The 15,405-nt window shown below is 72.8% G+C and carries 13 protein-coding genes; 4 read left to right on the top strand and 9 right to left on the bottom strand.

Annotated features, from left to right (window positions below):
- Positions 1-8: 8 nt before the first annotated feature.
- Positions 9-2,324 (bottom strand): penicillin acylase family protein, encoded by a 2,316-nt coding sequence (locus ACI8AR_RS16525; RefSeq protein ID WP_457051983.1) that lies wholly within the window; start codon positions 2,322-2,324, stop codon positions 9-11.
- Between the two features lie 488 nt (positions 2,325-2,812).
- On the opposite strand from ACI8AR_RS16525, the gene ACI8AR_RS16520 reads away from it, so the two are divergent.
- On the top strand, positions 2,813-3,700 hold the full coding sequence (locus tag ACI8AR_RS16520; RefSeq protein ID WP_457051982.1) for a hypothetical protein: 888 nt from the start codon (positions 2,813-2,815) through the stop codon (positions 3,698-3,700).
- A 199-nt stretch (positions 3,701-3,899) separates the two neighbouring features.
- Here the strand turns inward: ACI8AR_RS16520 and ACI8AR_RS16515 are convergent, their stop codons facing one another.
- From ACI8AR_RS16515 to ACI8AR_RS16480, 8 genes are all read right to left on the bottom strand, one after another.
- Positions 3,900-5,339, bottom strand: coding sequence for an aldehyde dehydrogenase family protein (locus ACI8AR_RS16515; protein WP_457051981.1), 1,440 nt, complete (start codon positions 5,337-5,339; stop codon positions 3,900-3,902).
- Positions 5,340-5,490: 151 nt separating this feature from the next.
- Positions 5,491-6,348 carry a fumarylacetoacetate hydrolase family protein gene (locus tag ACI8AR_RS16510; protein ID WP_457051980.1) on the bottom strand — a complete coding sequence of 286 codons (858 nt, stop codon included), beginning with the start codon at positions 6,346-6,348 and terminating at the stop codon, positions 5,491-5,493.
- A complete protein-coding gene (locus ACI8AR_RS16505) occupies positions 6,345-7,601 on the bottom strand; it encodes a CaiB/BaiF CoA transferase family protein (protein ID WP_457051979.1) in 1,257 nt (418 codons plus the stop codon). The genes ACI8AR_RS16510 and ACI8AR_RS16505 overlap by 4 nt, the downstream gene beginning before the upstream one ends.
- A 130-nt stretch (positions 7,602-7,731) precedes the next feature.
- Entirely contained in the window at positions 7,732-8,355 is a 624-nt protein-coding gene (locus ACI8AR_RS16500; protein ID WP_457051978.1) for an amino acid synthesis family protein, read from the bottom strand.
- Positions 8,352-8,912, bottom strand: coding sequence for a VOC family protein (locus ACI8AR_RS16495; protein WP_457051977.1), 561 nt, complete (start codon positions 8,910-8,912; stop codon positions 8,352-8,354). The genes ACI8AR_RS16500 and ACI8AR_RS16495 overlap by 4 nt, the downstream gene beginning before the upstream one ends.
- A gap of 130 nt (positions 8,913-9,042) precedes the next feature.
- Positions 9,043-10,308, bottom strand: coding sequence for an NAD(P)/FAD-dependent oxidoreductase (locus ACI8AR_RS16490; RefSeq protein ID WP_457051976.1), 1,266 nt, complete (start codon positions 10,306-10,308; stop codon positions 9,043-9,045).
- Positions 10,305-10,628, bottom strand: coding sequence for a 2Fe-2S iron-sulfur cluster-binding protein (locus ACI8AR_RS16485; RefSeq protein ID WP_457051975.1), 324 nt, complete (start codon positions 10,626-10,628; stop codon positions 10,305-10,307). The genes ACI8AR_RS16490 and ACI8AR_RS16485 overlap by 4 nt, the downstream gene beginning before the upstream one ends.
- A gap of 80 nt (positions 10,629-10,708) precedes the next feature.
- Positions 10,709-11,896 (bottom strand): cytochrome P450, encoded by a 1,188-nt coding sequence (locus ACI8AR_RS16480; RefSeq protein WP_457051974.1) that lies wholly within the window; start codon positions 11,894-11,896, stop codon positions 10,709-10,711.
- Positions 11,897-12,061: 165 nt separating this feature from the next.
- Between ACI8AR_RS16480 and ACI8AR_RS16475 the strand changes: the two genes are divergently transcribed.
- The 3 genes from ACI8AR_RS16475 (at position 12,062) to ACI8AR_RS16465 (ending at position 15,062) form a co-directional block, all read left to right on the top strand.
- The gene (locus tag ACI8AR_RS16475; protein WP_457051973.1) at positions 12,062-13,039 is read left to right on the top strand and encodes a LysR family transcriptional regulator; all 978 of its coding nucleotides are present in this window, start codon (positions 12,062-12,064) and stop codon (positions 13,037-13,039) included.
- Positions 13,040-13,378: 339 nt separating this feature from the next.
- On the top strand, positions 13,379-14,491 hold the full coding sequence (locus tag ACI8AR_RS16470; protein ID WP_457051972.1) for an alcohol dehydrogenase catalytic domain-containing protein: 1,113 nt from the start codon (positions 13,379-13,381) through the stop codon (positions 14,489-14,491).
- A 34-nt stretch (positions 14,492-14,525) separates the two neighbouring features.
- Complete coding sequence (locus tag ACI8AR_RS16465) at positions 14,526-15,062, top strand: cupin domain-containing protein (protein ID WP_457051971.1); 537 nt, start codon at positions 14,526-14,528, stop codon at positions 15,060-15,062.
- The last annotated feature ends 343 nt before the right edge of the window (positions 15,063-15,405 follow it).

The raw sequence follows: 15,405 nt of genomic DNA, 5'->3' as shown, positions 1-15,405 counted from the left end.
CGTGGCCGTCAGTCGTCCGACGGCAGGAGGTCGATGACCTGCTCGGCGGCTTCCTCGATGCGGTCGCGGCTGTACAGGAGCGGGAAGGCGTCGTTGCGCGCCCACGGCTCGAACAGGTCGGTGTAGTGCGGGCTGTCGTGGTTCCCGGACTGGCCGGGCGCGTTCATGGCCGTCGAGGAGTCCCACTCCCCCACGTCGATGGCGATGCGGAACGTCGAGCCGGCGGTCTGGACGAAGTTCGGCCCGTAGGCGGTGTTGCCCACCGTGTCGCCGCTCCCCCCGCGGGGCAGGGGTCCCACCGACAGCTGGTCCTCCGGGACACCGGTCAGCAGGGCCCGGAGCGGGTGGGTGGCGCGGGCGACGTGCAGCCGGCCCCAGGCCCACTCGCCGCGGTCGGGACCGAGCAGTTCCTCGACGTCGGCCAGCGCCGTCGCCAGCGTCTGCGGCACGGTGGCGGCCAGGAAGCCGGCCGGGTCCGGTCCGAGCCGGTCTCCCGGGGACTCCAGGAGCTCGATGTCGATCCGGGCGTCGGCGAGCAGGTCCTCCTTGTTCGCGATGGCGGCGAGGACGTCGGCGTTGTCGTCGCGGCCGGTGACCTGGGCGACTGCCCGGGCGAGCAGAGCCGGCCGCAGATGCCGTCGGTACCAGACCTCGAACAGGGCTGCGGCAGGCGAGTCGGGGCGCAGGTCACCGTCCCAGTCGAGGAGGAGGTCGAGCCCGTCGACCTGGTCGCGGTCGGGGAGGTCCAGCCCGCGGACCGCGGCCAGGATCCGCTGCGCCGGGATGCTGACGTAGTCCCCCTGCAGGTCCACCATGTCCTGGACGGTGGCCGCGGTCGTCCCGCCGAGGACGTCGTCGATGCGGTGCCGGCGGTAGGGGGCGTACCAGTCGTAGGTGATGTGCCGATCCGGGGGGAAGTCCTCCGGCAGGTTCATCTCATTCGCCGTGGCCAGCCACCCCTGCTCGGGGTTGAGCGCACCGGGCAGCTCGTCCATGTCGTAGAAGCCGGCCCACTCGTACCTGCCGTCGCCGGGGACCGGCAGCGTGCCGTCCCAGTTGGGCCGGATGGGGGTGAGGCCGCCGGTCTTCCAGCCGATGTTGCCGCGGGTGTCGGCGTAGACCTGGTTCTCCGGGGGCGCGCCCCACCGGTTCATCGCCCCCAGGAACTCGTCCCAGTTGCGCGCCCGCATGTAGTCCATGCTGCCGAGGTAGGGGGCCATGCCCGGCTCCAGCCAGGCGGCCCGCACGGCGAACGCGGTGTTCGTGGAGGGGTCGCTGCGGATGACGGGGCCGTGCCGGGTGAAGGCGAGCTCCACCTCGACCGGCGGGCCACCGGCCACCTCGATGGTGTCCCGCTCGACCCGCATCGGTTCCCACCGGCCCTCGTACCGGTACTCCAGCGGGTCGTCCGGGTTGAGGTCGTAGACGTACAGGTCCTCCTGGTCGATCGCGAAGATCGTCAACCCGAAGGCGATCTGGCCGTTGTGGCCGATGCTGATGCCCGGCAGACCCGGTTCGCCGCCGCCGATGACGTCGAAGCCGGGAGCGCTCAGGTGCGCCAGGTAACGCAGGCCGGGGAGCGCGGCCGCGGCCCGGTGCGGGTCGTTGGCGAGCAGCGGGCGCCCGGTGGCGGTCCGGTCGCCGGAGAGGACCCAGTTGTTGCTGCCCTCGGGCAGGACGGTGCCCTGCGCCTCGTCGGGCGGGCGCGCGGTGAACACCGGTGGCGTGGTGGCCAGGTCGTACACGGCCAGGACGTCGTCGGGGATCCTCGCCACGTCGAGCCCCTCCGGCACGACGAGCTCCCGGTGCGGCTCCCGCCGTCGCCGCAGTTCCTCGACGGCGCCCCCGTGATCGCGGATCGTCAGGGCCCGCGCCACCTCCTCGCGGAGGTTGTAGAACAACCCGTGGCTGCGGATCCGGGTGACGTCCGCGGGGTCCCAGAACGACGGGGTGTAGCCGAGCTCCCGGAACTCGACGGGCAACAGCTCCGGGTCCTCGCGAGTCAGCTGGACGAAGGCGTTGACGCCCTCCACGAAGGCGGTGCTGGCGCGCTTGGTGTCCGACCCGTAGGACAACCAGTCGGCATGGGCGTCCCCGCGGAACAGGAACAGGCGCGCTGCCCGGTCGCGCTCGACGTGCTCCGCGCCGAACACCTCCGACAGCCGCCCCAGGCCTCGACGCCGCCAGAAGTCGATCTGCCAGAGCCGATCCCGTGCGGCGTTGAAGCCCTGCGCCCTGAACGCGTCGTAGGTCGTGGCTGCGTAGATGTGGGGAACGCCCCACCGGTCGACGATGATCTGCGCCGGCTCCGTCAGGCCCGGCACGACGAAGGTGCGCTTGTCGAGGTCGTGATCCCGCAGAGAAATGGTCGCTCAACTCCCTCGCAGAGGTCCGGTCGCCGAGGTCCGGGCGTGCCGCGGGCCGCCGGCCGGCTTCCGTTCGGCGATCGCCCAGGTGCACTGAAGCCGAAGGACGTGGAGCCGCGCGGGCAGCGTTCCCTGGCTCGGATGGCGAGCTGGGACTAGCCGAGCGGCTATTGGACGCAGGAGGCGGTGGTCCGTCCCTGGCCGGAGCGCACGGGGAGGCAGGACGAGCCGCAGGGTCGACAGCGCGCGGTCCCCGCTGTGATGAGCGGGACCGACATCGCCTGCGTGAAGCAGCCGCCCAAGCTGACGGTGTGGGTTCGATTTCCGTCACCCGCTCCACGAACCCGCAGGTCAGTGGCCTATAGGTCTTCTGGAGGGGCTCCGGGGGACCCTTTCAGCGGCCTTCTCCACACCCCTTACGGCACAGCATCGTCACCCCGGCCGCGGTGTGCCCGCCGACCGCTACCGACCTGCTGGTTGCCATGGTGGAGCATGACGGTGCCCAGACCTCGGCCGCCGGTGCGCGCCGGGCGCTGGCCGATCCGGCCGCGCGGCTGCACGCCGCCGCCACCCGGTACGCCGACGCGCTGCGCGTCGCCGCCGAGCACCGCCTCGGCGCCGCGGCCGGAGCAGAACTGGAGACCGCCGCCGCGCGGCTGCACCCGGGCCTGCCCGCCGCGCCGGCGTGGCCGACGCTGCGGGGCCATCTGGCGCTGCTCGCCCTCAGCGGCGCCGATCCGGTCGCCGCGCTGCGCGCTGCGGCCGCGGTCCGAGAGCTGGACAGCGCCCGCGATCCCGCGGCCGTGCTGGACTGGCGGCTGCCCGCGCCCGGTGCGGCGGGTCCGCTGCCCTGGCAGCCCGCCGTGCCCGCCGTGCTGGCCGACGATCCGCACTGGGGGCTCTACCTCGCCGCCCGCGCCGACCACCTCACCGCCTGCGCGGCCCGGGTCGCCGCCACCGCCGCCGCGATGACCTCGACGACCGCCCCCGGCTGGGCCCAACCATGGCCTGGCGGGCAGCCTGCAGGCGGTCGCCTCGCAGCAGTGGCCGCGCCACGGCAGCCCCCCATCACCCGTTCGGTGACAACCTGCCCCGTGGCGCCGAACCCTAGCGGTCCCGTGCCCATCCCGGTCCCACAACGCCGATACGCCAGCGCGCCCCCGCTGTGCAGACGAGGGCATGCAGGAGCGGAACTGGAGAACGCTCCTGAACCGGCGACCGGCGTGCCGGCGCGGAGGACAGCTCTCGAGGGCACGGCGTGGCATGACGCCGCGACGGAGGTGTTCGCCGGCTCACGCGGGCGTCGCTGGCGCCGCTCGACGAGCGTTCGTTAGGCGTGAGTCGGTCGCGGTGGTGGCTGACCGGCAGGCATCAACGGGTGACCTCGGACTCGCCGCACATACCAGCGCCACCGAATCCAGCAGTCACCGCTGTCTGCAGCGAACGGTCGATGCGCTCCCGACCCCGTGCCGCCGCCGCGTCTTCGACCTCGACCGACCCCGACGACGCCACGTCGGCGCGGCCATCGTGGGGTCACAGGGGCTCGCCCGCTGCCACGTAGCTCGTCTTACTGACGGTGAAGAACTCACGGACGGCCGCGCCCTGTTCTCGTGGCCCGTAGGACGACCCGCCCCGGCCTCCGAAGGGAACGTGGAAGTCGACGCCCGCGGTGGGGACGTTGACCATCACCATGCCCGCGGTGGACCGTCGCCGGAAGTCCGTGGCCCGGGCGAGCGAGCGGGTGACGATGCCGGCGGTGAGTCCGAAGTCGGTGTCGTTGGCGACCGCGACCGCCTCGTCGTGGTCGCCTACCCGGATGACCGAGGCCACCGGGCCGAAGACCTCCTCCCGGTTGACCGTGTCCGAGGCCCGTGTGTCCACGAGGAGCGCCGGCTCGAGGTAGTGGCCCGGTCTCGCGCGCTCCACCAGTCGCCCCCCGCGCACCTCGGCGCCGTCCTTCTCCGCGACGCCGATGTAGTGGAGGTCCTGGGCCAGCTGGTCGGCGTCCACCACCGGTCCCATGTCGGTGCCAGGAGCCCGAGCGTCGTCGACGTGCCATGCCTGCAGCCGGCTCCACAACCGGTCGACGAACTCGTCGTGCACGCGGTTGGCGACGACCAGGCGGGAGGAGGCGGTGCAGCGCTGCCCGGTGGAGCCGTAGCTGCCCTGCAGCGCCACCTCGACGGCGAGGTCGAGGTCGGCGTCGTCGGACACCACCAGGGGGTTCTTGCCGCCCATCTCCAGCTGGACGCGCGCCCGCCGGGAGGTGGCCGCGGCGAGCACCCGTTCACCGGTGGACACCGAGCCGGTGAAGGAGACCGCGCCGACCTCCGCCGAGCCGGTGAGCACGTCGCCGATGTCGCGGCCGCGTCCCATCACCAGGTTGAGCACACCGGGCGGCAGCCCGGCGCGGTGCAGCGCGTCGGCCAGCGCCCAGGCGCTGGCCGGGGCGGCGTCGGCCGGTTTGAAGACCACCGTGTTGCCGTAGGCGAGCGCCGGGGCGATCTTCCAGGCGGGGATCGCGATGGGGAAGTTCCACGGGGTGATGACCGAGACGACCCCGACCGGCTCCCGGGTCACCGTCACCTCGATGCCCGGGCGCAATGACTCCAGGTGCTCCCCGACGTTCCGCACCGCCTGACCGGCGTGGAAGGTGAGCAACTGTCCGGCGCGCACCACCTCGGCGACGGCCTCGGGCAGCGTCTTGCCCTCCTCGCGGGCGAGCAGGTCTCCCAACTCCTCGCTGCGACTGAGCAGTTCACGACCGGCGCGGTCGAGGACCTCGCCGCGCATCGCCCCCGGCGTGGCAGCCCACCCGCCGGCTGCATCGGCCGCAGCCGCGATGGCCGCGTGGGCCTGGTCGGCGTCCGCGGATGCGTAGTGGCCCACCACGTCCGTCGTGTCCGACGGGTTGACGTCAGGCCGGGCGTCGGCGCCGTCCAGCCACCGGCCCGCGATCAGGTTCGGGTGCACTGCTCGTACTCCTCTCGCGGACCCGGCAGCGGATCCGACAGCGGCCAGCGGCCGGGTGTCCGGTGACGGATCAGCGCCCGACCGGGGAGCCGTCCGTTCGTCCGCGGCGACCTGCTCGGTGACGGGACTGGACAGATCGCCGCGGACGCCGTCACTGGGCGGCGACGGGGTTGCGCAGGACCCCGATGCCCTCGATCTCCACCTCGACGACGTCGCCGGGCTGCATGAACCGCGGCGGCTTCTTGCTCCAGCCGACACCCGCCGGCGTGCCGGTCACGATCACGTCTCCCGGGACGAGCGTGAAGATCGTGGAGGCGTAGTTGATGAGCCGCGGGACGGGGAAGATCATGTTCCCGGTGTCACTGGACTGGACGACCTCACCGTTCAGGCGGGTCTCGATCTCGAGCTTGCGTCCCGGCTCGATCTCGTCCGCGGTGACCAGCCACGGGCCGAAGGCCCCCGTGCCCTCGAAGTTCTTGCCCGAGGCGATCTGCTTGGCGTGGAACTGCCACTCGCGCACGCTGGCGTCGTTGTAGCAGCTGTAGCCGGCCACGTGCTCCCAGGCGTCGGCCTCGGGGATGTCGCGGCCGGCCTTGCCGATGACGACCGCGAGCTCGCCCTCCCAGTCGAGGGACTCGGACACGCTCGGGCGGACGATGGGCTGCTCGTGGGCGACCTGCGACCGCCACACCCGCAGGAAGATCGGGGGAAACTCCGCCAGCTCCCGCTGCATGCCGGCCGCGAGCACCTCCTGGTGGTGGTCCATGTAGTTCCGCACCGCGCAGACGATCTTCTCGGGCCGCGGGATCACCGGCAGCAGCTCGACGTCGGCCCGTAGCGGCCCGGCGGCAGCAGCCGCCACCAGCGCGTCGCGGTCGGCGAACGCCGGGCTCGCGATGAACTCGGCCAGGGTGGCGAAGCCACTGGCCGCGGCCAGGTCCACCACCCTGTCCTCCACGACGGCGCCCCACGTCTCGGTGCCGCCCTGCCTGTACGAGATCAGCTTCACGGGTCTCTCCTCTCGGTTGGACGACCGCGGTCGGAGCCGGGGTCGAGGTCGGTGGTGGGGTCAGGGAGCGGCTCCCGGTCGCCGGCGGGCGGGCCGGGCGGACGCCCGAGCCAGGCGCACAGCTCGCCGGTGTGCTCACCCAGCCGCGGCGGCCGCCGCCGATACGCCGCCGGGGACGCCGACAGCGCGATCGGGTTGGCGACGACGTCGACGGCCTGGTCGCCCTCGCCCACCGTCACGCGGGCGTCGATCCCGAGTCCGGCGGCGAAGGAGAAGGCGCCGGCGAGGTCGTTGACCGGGCCGCAGGGCACGCCGAGCGGGGTGAGGATCCTCGTCCAGCTCGACGCGGGGCGCGCCGCCAGACGGGCGGTGAGGACCTCTGCGAGCGCGTCGACGTTCGCCACCCGGTCGGGATTGGTGGCGAAGCGCGGATCGCGGGCCAGCTCCGGGCTCGCGAGCCCCTGGCACAGCGCCGTGAACTGACGGTCGTTGCCGACGGCCACGACCATCGGGGAGTCGGCGGTCGGGAACACCTCGTACGGCGCGATGGAGGGGTGCCGGTTGCCCAGGATCCCGGGGACCGTGCCTGCGGCCGTGTAGGCGACGCTCTGGTTGACCAGGCTCGACAGCAGCGTGCCGAGCAGGTTCACCTCCACCAGCTGGCCCTCGCCGGTGGCCTCGCGGGCCCGCAGCGCGGAGAGGATCCCCACGGCCGCGTGCAGCCCGGTGAGCACGTCGACGACCGCCACGCCCGCCTTGACCGGCTGCCCGGGGGCGGCCCCGGTGACGCTCATCAGCCCGCCGACCGCCTGGGCGAGCAGGTCGTAGCCCGGGAGCGCCGCACCTCCGTCGGCGCCGAAGCCGGTCACCGAGCAGTAGACGACGCCGGGGTTGATCGTGCGGACCTGCTCGTAGGACAGGCCGTAGCGGGTCATCGTGCCGGGGCGGAAGTTCTCCACCAGCACGTCGGCGCGGCGGGCCAGCTCCAGCGCCGCCGTCCGACCGGCATCATCGGCGAGGTCCAGCACGAGTGAACGCTTGTTGCGGTTGACCGCCAGGAAGTACGTCGCCTCCCCGCCGGCGTACGGCGGCCCCCAGGCGCGGGTGTCGTCGCCCCCACCCGGTCGCTCGACCTTCACCACGTCGGCACCGAGGTCGCCGAGCAGCATCGTCGCGTACGGAGCCGCCAGCACGCGGCTGAAGTCCGCGACCAGCAGCCCGGACAGCGCGCCGCCGGGGACGGTCTCGGTCATCCGGAGATCCTCCTCGGGCGGGGCGGCGGGCTGGGCGAGGAACGGGCGGGTGGCCTCCGCTCGCCGGGTCGGAGGTTCGCCGGGCGGATCGCGGAGGGCCGGCAGGGCCGCACCCGAGCAGGTGCGGTGGTCAGCGTTGCCCGTCGTGGACGCTGATCTGGTCGGCCCGCAGACCGCCGATGCGCTCGTGCACCCGCGGGCCGGTACCCATGACGAGGGCGAAGAGGAGCTCGTGCGGCCGCGGGCCGTCCTGGACGCCGACCTCCACGCTCGCGAAGTGACTGCGGACGTACGCGGCCTCGATGTGGTGCACCGGGACGAGCAGCCGGTAGCCGGCGGAGGCCACCGCCTTGTTGCTCGGGACGATGGCCTTGGGGTCCCCCAGCACCGAGCGCATCGCCCAGCCACCCGCCTCGTGCCAGACGGCGGCGTGCTCGAGCTCCCCCGCGACACCGACGAGGGCGCCCTTGCCGTAGACCTGCACCCGGTCGCGTCCGAGCAGTCCGACCAGCTCGGTGGCCAGCTCGTGCCCCAGGCCACGGAGCGCGCTCTGGAAGGCCAGCAGGTCCGCTTCGTACCGGCCGGCGAAGGGGTTGGCGACGACCGCCAGTGCCGAGGCGTACCGCACCGGCGTCTCGGCGACCGGACCTCCGTCGTGCCACACCGTCTCGACGGTCACCGCGCGCTTGCGGACGACGACCGCCGGGGTTCCGGCGGTGCCGGGCCCGGGCTGCTGCGCGGCCAGCGTGCTCATGCCCGCTCCTCCAGCTGGGCGCGGACCTTGTCCCGCCACTGCTCGACCGGCATGAAGTTCGGGTCGTTCCGGCACACGGCCTCGGTCTCGGCCAGGATCTGCTCGGTCGGCGCCTCGGGGTCGAACAGGTCGCCGTGGGGCTGGGAGATGTACCAGGGGCTGTCGCAGTAGACCTCGACGTTGTTGCCCTCCGGGTCGAAGAAGTAGATCGACCAGGAGTTGCCGTGGTTCAGCGGCCGGAGGCCCTCGACACCGTGGTCACGCACCCGGCGGTACATCGCGCGGAGCTGGTCGAGGTCCTCGACCTTGAACGAGATCTGGTTGATCGACGTCTTGGGCGAACCCGGGTCCCGGCCGCTGGCGAGGACGACCTGGTGGTGGCTGTACGGGCTGCTGCTCATGAAGACCAGCTGCGCCTTGAACGTCTTCCCCACCCCTCGATCGGTGACGATGAGGCCGAGCACTCCGGTGTAGAAGGCCTCCATCGCGTCGACGTCGTAGACGTTGATGCCCATGTGGGTCAGCTGCGGGCGGACCGTGGTGCCGGCGGTGGTCATCGGGAACTCCTCTGCGAGGCATGGACGGGGACGCCGCCGAGGTCCGACGGAGTCGGGAGCGGGATGGGAGCCGTCGGGAGCGGCGGGGCTCCGGCGGTGCAGGAGTGCGGCCGCCGGACGCCGGGGGCGCTCACCACGTCACCGCGCTCTCGTGGGTGCGTGCCGGCACCTGGCCGGCGGCGGCCAGCGCCTTGAGGTCGCACGTGGGATCAGCCGCCTGGGCGCGCGTCGGGGAGACGCCGGCCGCGAGCAGTCGCCGTCCGGCCAGGTGCCCCGACGGGTGGTTGACCGACTCGACGCAGGTCAAGCGGTCCCCGTCGAAACGGAAGACCGAGAAGCGCCCTCCGGCTGGGTCGCCGCGGAGCACCTCGTCGTCCTGCCGCTCCGGCACGCCGACCATCTGCAGCTTCAGGTCACCCTGCGTGCTCCAGAACCACGGCACCTGCCGGTACGGCGCCCAGAACGGGGCGGTCGCCGCGATCCGCGCCGCGACGTGCCGGGCCTGGTCCACCGCGTTCTGCACGGACTCGAGACGGGTCGGCTGGTCGCCCAGGGGAAAGCGGCAGCAGTCGCCGATCGCCGAGATCGCCGGATCGCTGGTCCGCAGGGTCTCGTCGACGACGATGCCGTCGCGGCACTCGAGGCCGGCGTCGACGGCCAGTTCCTGCACCGGGGACGAGCCCACGCCGACCAGCACGAGGTCGGCGGGGAGGACCTCCCCGCTCGACGTCACCACCGCCGTCACCCGGCCGTCTCCCCCCCGCAGCGCGATCACCCCGGTGCCGAGGCGGAGGTCGATCCCGCGCTCGACGTGACGAGCAGCGACGTGCGCGCTGAGTGCGGGGCCCGCCACCCGGGCCAGCACCCGGTCGGCGAGTTCGATGACCACCGGCCGGTGGCCGGCGGCGCTCGCCGCGGCGGCGACCTCGAGCCCGATGAAGCCCGCCCCGATGATCACCACGTGCTCCGCCCGGGACAGACGCTGCCGGAGGCGGGTGCTGTCGCCCGGCGTCGACAGGCACACGACCCCGTCGAGATCGGCGCCGGGGACCGGGAGGCGGCGGGGCCGGCTGCCGGTGGCCAGCACCAGGTGGTCGTAGGGCAGCACGTCTCCGTCGTCCAGGAGCACCGTCCGGGTGTCCCGGTCGATCCGCTTCGCCCACGTCGCCAAGCGGAGGTCCACGTCGTGGGACCGGTACCACTGCTCGCCGCGGAGCCGGACGTCGTCCACCGTGGCCTTGCCGAGCAGCACGTCCTTCGACAACGGCGGCCGTTCGTAGGGCAGCTCGGCCTCGCCGCCGACGACCGTCACCGACGCGGCGCTCCCCTTGGCCCGCAGCCCCTCGGCGACGCCCACACCGGCCTGACCGCTGCCGATCACGACGACCCGGGTCACGTCTGGGCCTCGGGGACGTGCACGGTGAGACCGTCGAGCGCGTCCTCGACGGTCAACTGGCACGACAGCCGGCTCGTTCCACGACGTTCGGCCTCGGTGACGTCGAGCATCTCGTCCTCCTCGTCGCTGACGGGTGGGACGCGGTCGACGTCGGCGGGGTCCACGTAGACGTGGCAGGTCGCGCACATCAGCGACCCACCGCACTCGGCGACGATGCCGGGCACGTCGTTGAGGACGGCGTTCTTCATGACGCTGGTGCCGGCCGGGGCCTGGAACTCGGACCGGGAGCCGTCCGGCTGCACGTAGACGATCGTGGGCATGGGGCAACTCCGGGGACGCGCCGTGAGGCAGAGGCGAACGGGGGACGGCGACGCAGCGCTGGGCGAGCGGGACGGGGAGGTCAGGCGTCCCAGCGGACCCGCAGGCTGAGCGGGCCGCGGAAGACCCAGCCGCCCCACGGGACGTCGTGGGCCGGGTCGAGGGCCAGGCCGGGGAGCCGGCGGAACAGGGTGGGCAGGCCGATCTGGCCGATGGAGGCGCGGGCGACCCAGGTGCCGGCGCAGTAGTGCGGACCGCCCCCGAAGGCGTAGTGCACGGTGTCGGCCCGGTGGAGGTCGAACTCGTCCGGCCGCGGGTGCACCGACTCGTCGCGGTTCGCCGAGGAGACGACGATGCCCAGCCGGTCCCCCGCCTCCAACTGGACACCACCGAGCTCGACCGGTCGCGTGACCCGCCGCGGGTACATGCCGATGGGCGACACCCAGCGCACGGCCTCCTCGAAGACCCGCTTCCAGAGGGCGGGGTCGGCCTCGACGTCGCGGCGCTGTGCGGGGTGGGTGAGCAGCGCGTACGTGGCCGTGAGCAGCGCGTCGCGGGGTTCGTTGAGGCCGCCGCCGACCACCACCATGACGTTGCTGTGCACCTGCTGCACGGTGAGCGGGTCCTCGGCGTTGACCATCGCCGAGATCACCGAGTGGTCCGGCACTGCGCGGACTCGCTCGATGACCTCGTCGACCGCGACCCCCAGCGCGTCGCGCGCCGCGAAGGCCCTGGCCCAGATCTCCGGATCGTCCTGGTAGTTCCCCATGGCCGCCATCAGGTCCTGCGACCACCGGATCAGGTCCTCGGCGGCCACGCCTCCCAGTCCCAGGAAGGCGGCCAGGTTCCGCGCGGCGAGGGGGGCGGCGAGTTCCGTGAAGAGGTCGGCCTCCCCGCGCGACACGAGGTCGTCGATCAGGTCGTCGGCGTTGGCCTGGAACACCGGCGTCCAGTGGTCGCGGACCGTGCGGGGCTTCAGCGGCGCCTCGAGGGCCACCCGCTCCCGCCGGTGTGCCGCGCCGTCCTTGCGCAGGAGGGTCTCGCCCATCACCCGGTGCATGAGCGAGTCCGGCTCCATGGAGCTGAAGACCTCCGGGTCCCTGTCCACGGCGACGACGTCGGCCTCGCGGGTGACCAGGTACCGGCCGGCCGCGGGCACGTAGGCGACCGGGGCCTCCCGACGCAGGCGCCGGAAGACCGGGTAGGGGTCGCGGTACAGCTCCGCCAGATCCAGGTCCACCGACGGCCCGTGGGTGCGCGACAGCGTCATCACTCGTCCCTCTCGCCTGACCGACCGACTGCTGACGGCCGATGCCGGTCCCGGCTCCTCGGCCGGCGCCCCGGTGCGCTCCCGATCGAGCGCGTGATGACAAGGTCCACCCGTCACCGGTGTGTGACCAGCGACACTGTCCCAACCCCGGTATAGGTGGTCTTTATGGTCCCCAACTTCTCGCTGCGGCAGCTGAGCTACCTCGTCGCGGTGGCCGACCTGGGGTCCATGACCGCCGCAGCCGAGGCCGAGCACGTCTCTCAGGCGGCCATCTCCGTGGGCATCCACGACCTGGAGCGGCGGCTCGATGTCCAGCTGCTGGCGCGCCGACCCGGGCACGGGGTCTCCCTCACCGAGGCTGGCGTCGACGTGGTGGCCGACGCCCGACGGGTGCTGACTGCCGCCGCGGACGTGCAGAGCAGCGCCCGCGCCCCGGGCGCGGAGCTGCGCGGCACGCTGCGACTCGGCTGCTACTCGACACTGGCCCCCCTGTACCTCCCGCCGCTGCACGGCACCTTCGCGCTCCAGCACCCGGCGATGGAGTTGTCCGTCGTCGAGGGATCACAGGAGGAGTTGCGCCGAGCGCTGACCAGCGGCACGTGCGAGCTCGCGGTCACCTACGACACCGGTCTGGGCCCCGGTCTGGCCACCGAGACGATCCGCAGCCTGCGTCCGTACGCCCTGCTCGCCGCCGATCACCGGTTGGCGGCCCGGACCAGCGTCACGGTCCAGGAGCTCGCGGAGGAGCCGCTGGTCGTGTACTCGCACGGCCCGAGCCCGAGCAACACCGAGCAGCTGTTCCGCGAGGTCGGCGCGAGCCCCCGCATCGTGCACACCTCGCCGAACATCGAGGTCGTCCGCTGTCTCGTGGCCCGAGGACTCGGCTGGACACACCTGCTCCAACGGTGGCCGCTGGACGTGAGCCTCGAGGGTCTGCCGCTGGCCTGCGTTCCGCTCGCCGGGGACGTGCCGGTGTACCGCGTGGTGGCCGCCTGGCCGGAGCAGGACCGGCTGAGCCGCCGGGCAGCGGCGGTGATCGCCTTCCTGCACGACGCCGCGCGCCGCATGCGGGGCGTCAACGACGCCGAGCCGGCTCCTGCTGAGCAGCAGTTGGTCCCTGCCGCCGCGTCGAGTGCCGGGTAGCCGCCCCTGTACCCCCTTGCCGGTGGCGGCCCGGACATAAGGATCTCCTATACCGGGGTTCGGACAGTGTCACTGGCCACACGAGTGTGACCGGTGCCACCTTGTCCGCACTCGACCGAGGCAACAGCGGGCCACGAGGACCGGCACCGACCGCCACTCCTGATCCGTCCAGAACGGGACGATGAGGACGGCCCGGCGCCGGCGCGTGCACGCGAGAGCCGCGTCCGGCGCGGCGACTCCTCACGTCCGCCCCTCGGCGACGACCTCCGGGACCCCTGGAGGCCCCCGCAATCCGCCGGCGCGGCCCGCGTCGGCCCCGAACCCCATGAGGTGCGAGCCATGCCGAAGACCATGAGGGCAGCGCGGATGCACGTGCGCGGTGAGCCGTTGACCATCGACGAGATCGAGGTGCCCGCTCCGCGGCCCACCGACGTCCTCGTGCAGGTGAAGGCCTGCGGGATCGTGCCCAACCTCGGCAACGTGCTCACCCACTTCACGGACTGGTTCCCGCACACCTCCCTGCCGCCGCTGCCGGCGATCTTCGGACTCGACCCCACCGGCGTCGTCGTCGCCAAGGGAGCCCAGGTCCACGGCATCGACATCGGCCAGCGGGTCTACGTCAACCCGGCCCGCTACTGCGGTGGCTGCCGCTACTGCCGCAAGGGCGAGACCACCTCGTGCAAGTACTACGCCTTCAACGGGTACTTCGGGTTCAGCAAGGACGCCCGGAAGATGTTCGAGGACTATCCGTACGGCGGCCTCGCGGAGTACATGACCGCGCCGCAGTACAGCCTGGTCACCCTCCCCGACAACGTCTCCCACGAGACCGCCGCGCGCTGGGGATACCTCGGCACCGGGTACCGCGCGCTGCGCCGGGCCGGTCTCACGTCGTCCGACGTGGTCCTGATCAACGGCATCAGTGGGACGCTGGGCCTGGGCGTCGCCGTCTTCGCGCTCGCGCTCGGCGCGCGCAAGATCCTCGGCACGGGCCGCGACCGGGGGCTCCTCGACAAGGTCCGGGCCATCGCGCCGGGTCGCATCGAGGTCCACTCCCTCGAGGACGAGATCCCGGTCGGCGAGTGGGCCCGCTCGCTCACCAACGGCGAAGGGGCGGACATCGTCATCGACGCGCTCGGCCCCGGGGCTCCTCAGGAGTCGTGGCTCGCCGCGCTCGACGGCCTCCGTCGTGGCGGACGGCACGTCAACATCGGCGCCGTCGCCGGCCACGTCCCGGTGCACGTGCACGAGGTGATGGACAACGACAAGACCCTGTCCGGGTCGGCGTGGTTCACCACGGCCGACGGGCAGGAGATGGCGGACCTGGCCGAGGCCGGGGTGGTCGACCTGTCGGTGTTCGAGCACGAGGTGTTCAAGCTCGACGAGGTGAACAGCGCTCTGTCCGTGCTGAAGAACCGCAACGGCGGGTTCAGCAACTACGTCATCGTCCCGTGATCGTCCCGACAACGACGCCGAGGAGACCGATCTGATGAACGTCCGCCGAGTAGTGGCCGGAGTGGACGAGAACGGGAAGTCGGTGGTCCTCTCCGACGGTCCGGCTCCGTGCACCCTCGACTACCAGTACATGCCGGGTCAGGGGCACGCGCGCATCTGGCGGACCGACGGGGCCGTCACCACCAAGCCGCCCGCCGAGGAGCCGACCACCGACACCGGCCCGATGCTGCCTGAGCCGGGCGGGGCCAGCTTCCTGATCCTGCGGGTCGCTCCGGACTCGTTCGTGACCGACCCCCGCTTCGACCCGGCCAAGTCCGGCGAGGAGTTCGCCACCTACGCCCCGGACATGGCCGCCATCATGGAGCCGGACAACCCCGGCATGCACCGCACCGACACCGTGGACTACGTGATCGTGCTCGACGGTGAGGTGACGCTGGAGCTGGGTGACGGCGCCCAGACGCAGCTCTCCGCGGGTGACACGGTCGTCCAGCTCGGCAGCCGGCACGCCTGGCGCAACCGGACCGATCGCCCGGCCACCATCGCCGTCGTCCTCACCGGCGTCACCGCGTAGGACCGCCGGCACCCGAGTCGAGCAGGGGCGGCACCCTGGTCGCCGCCCCTGCTCGACTCGGGGACGTGGACGCGGCGGCGACCGTCCCGTCGGCGTCGACGGCTCAGTCGGGCACGACGGACCGCGACGAGCCGACCCGCGCAACACCCGCGCGCGGGCCGAAGCGAGGGATCGTCAGGTTCACCCAGGGCCCGGCGACATCGTCGTCGAGGCCGCGAGCGTCGACCTGCTACGTGATCGATGGCGGCCAGACGATGGATCCCGGCGCCGGGACGAGCAGGCAGTTCGAGTGGCACCCCGGCCGGCGGCGCCACGCCGGACGACGGGCCGCCCGGAGACGTCG

This window comes from Geodermatophilus sp. SYSU D01036, from assembly GCF_054050435.1.
The sequence above is the reverse complement of the archived record's forward strand: the minus strand, read 5'-3'. Positions and strand labels throughout refer to the sequence as shown.